The organism is Cupriavidus necator (assembly GCF_040578825.1).
GTDB lineage: Bacteria > Pseudomonadota > Gammaproteobacteria > Burkholderiales > Burkholderiaceae > Cupriavidus > Cupriavidus necator_E.
In genome coordinates, this window is record NZ_JBEFLI010000164.1 from 1 (window position 1) to 2,147 (window position 2,147).

The following is a 2,147-nucleotide window of genomic DNA, read 5'->3' on the forward strand; positions in this document are numbered from 1 at the left end:
CGTGTATCACTGGGTTGTACAGTCTCGCCACATCGGCAAGGGTTACATGGGTCTGGCGATTGAGTCGCCAACCCCGCACTGCCTGCCGCATCCGCTTCAAGGCACTCTCGCTGGCTCCCGGCAGGAAGCTGGTAAAAGAAGGCCCCCCTTGCGGGCTGCGCGCCTTCCTCGGCCTAAACGTAAAACCGAGAAACGTAAAGCTCGCATGCAGATGGCGTTCGCTGCGGTTGCTGTCTCTGCAGTACACGATCTTCGATTTCTCCGGATGCATCGTCAGCCCACAAGCTGCCAGCCGTGCTGCAATGGACCGCATCACGTATTCCGCCTGCCTGCGGCTATTGCAGTGAACCACCGCATCATCCGCGTAGCGGGCAAACGGACAGTTTGGGCTGGTGCGCTGCATCCATCGGTCGAATGTGTAGTGCATGAACAGGTTCATCAGGATCGGACTGACCACACCGCCTTGGGGTGTGCCCCGCGTGCGGGGCACACGCACCCCGTCCGCTGTCTCGAACGGTGCAACCAGCCACCGTTCGATGTATAGCAGTATCCAGTCTTCCCTGATGTGGGTGCGCACCGCTTTCATCAGCAGTCCATGATCGATCTGATCAAAGGCTGCCTTGATGTCAAATTCCACCACCCAGTCATATCGCCAGCAACGTTCACGAGTGATCGCTACCGCCTGCTTCGCAGACCGCCCCGGCCGGTACCCGTAGGAGTCCGGATGGAAGATCGCGTCGAGACCCGGCTCAATGACCAGTTTGACCACGGTTTGCGCAACACGGTCTGCGACCGTGGGCACCCCCAGCTTTCTCGTACCTCCCGACGCCTTGGGAATCTCCACTTGCTTGACCGGTGGCGGGAAATACGACCCCGATGACATCCGGTTCCACAGCTTGTACAGATTCTTCGACAGGTTCTGCTCGAACTCGGCGATGGTTTCATCGTCGATCCCGGCAGCTCCACGGTTGGCCTTGACCTGCTGGTATGCCTCCCATACCGTGCGCTTCGCAATGTTGTACGGCTTCGCCGATTTCACGCCGCTCATCCCCGCAGGTTGACCGCGTTCGTCAGCAGGATAACGCCGCCCCTTCGCTCCATTCCCATTACAGGAACTTCAACACTACTACGGGCGGCTCCGCCCCTCACTCCAGCATCGGTATTCTTCCTCATGGTGTCTGCCATTTGTCATTTCCCTTCACATCTGGAGCAAGGTTCTCACGTTCCGTACCAAAGCCTGCGCTGAGATCATGCCGCCTATACACCGGCTGCCACCGGGCCCGTAAACAGGTGCCGTCCCGGTTTGTCCTGAGGCGCTTGGCCAACCTCAGTTTCGACAGCGTCCTAGGCAATAACGATGCGTCATCGGACGGTTTGCTTTCGCTCATCTTCTCAGCACGTACCCGCCATCCTCTGCGGACAACTTCCCCGGTCGCTCACTACCACGCCTTTTGAACGCAGCAGCACCGAGTGGTTTGGAGCCTGCTCCTGCAAGCCGACTCCGGAAGGCCTACTCCCATCTTCAGTACAGCATCGCAGACTTAAGCCTGCGTTCGTGACACACGCCAAGCATTGCCTTTCTTGGCCTGGTGCATCTCCGGGTCGCGGCTCTTCTTTTTGTTCTTGGTCGACGGTGGCGCCTCGATGATGGTGGCATCCACAATCGTGCCTTCCTTCATCATCAGTCCCCGCTCGCACAGCATCATGCCGATCTCGTCGAACAGCTTTCGCGTCAGTTCATGCTCGACGAGCAGGCGGCGAAACTTCAGCAGCGTGGTCGCGTCTGGCACCGCCTCGACTGCCAGGTCGATCCCGGCAAACGCCCGCATCGCCATGCTGTCGTACAGCGCGTCTTCCAGTGCCTCGTCCGACAGCCCGTACCACTGTTGAAGGAAGTAAATCCGCAGCATCCGCTCCAGTCCGATCGGCGGCCGTCCACGTTTGCCCTTGGGGTAGTACGGCTCGACCGCCGCAATCAGGCGCGCCCACGGCACCACGCTTTCCATCTCCGCCAGGAAGCGCTGGCGGCGCGTCACACGCTTCTTGCCGTGGCTTTCTGCTTCCGCAAAACTGATCTGTCGCTTCATCACAGGACCTGAATCATGGACACGCTTATGACAACGCGCTCACCCAATGTCTCGATGACT

1 protein-coding gene and 1 pseudogene are annotated in these 2,147 nt (G+C 59.4%); both read right to left on the reverse strand.

Annotated elements, in window-relative coordinates; all coding sequences use genetic code 11:
* Window positions 1–1,048, reverse strand: a 1,048-nt coding sequence (gene ltrA / locus AB1I47_RS33635; protein ID WP_354687966.1) for a group II intron reverse transcriptase/maturase, incomplete at its 3' end; no start/stop codon positions are given.
* Window positions 1,049–1,565: 517 nt separating this feature from the next.
* Window positions 1,566–2,087: pseudogene (locus AB1I47_RS33640) on the reverse strand (IS5 family transposase); the annotation flags it as partial.
* Window positions 2,088–2,147: the final 60 nt, after the last annotated feature.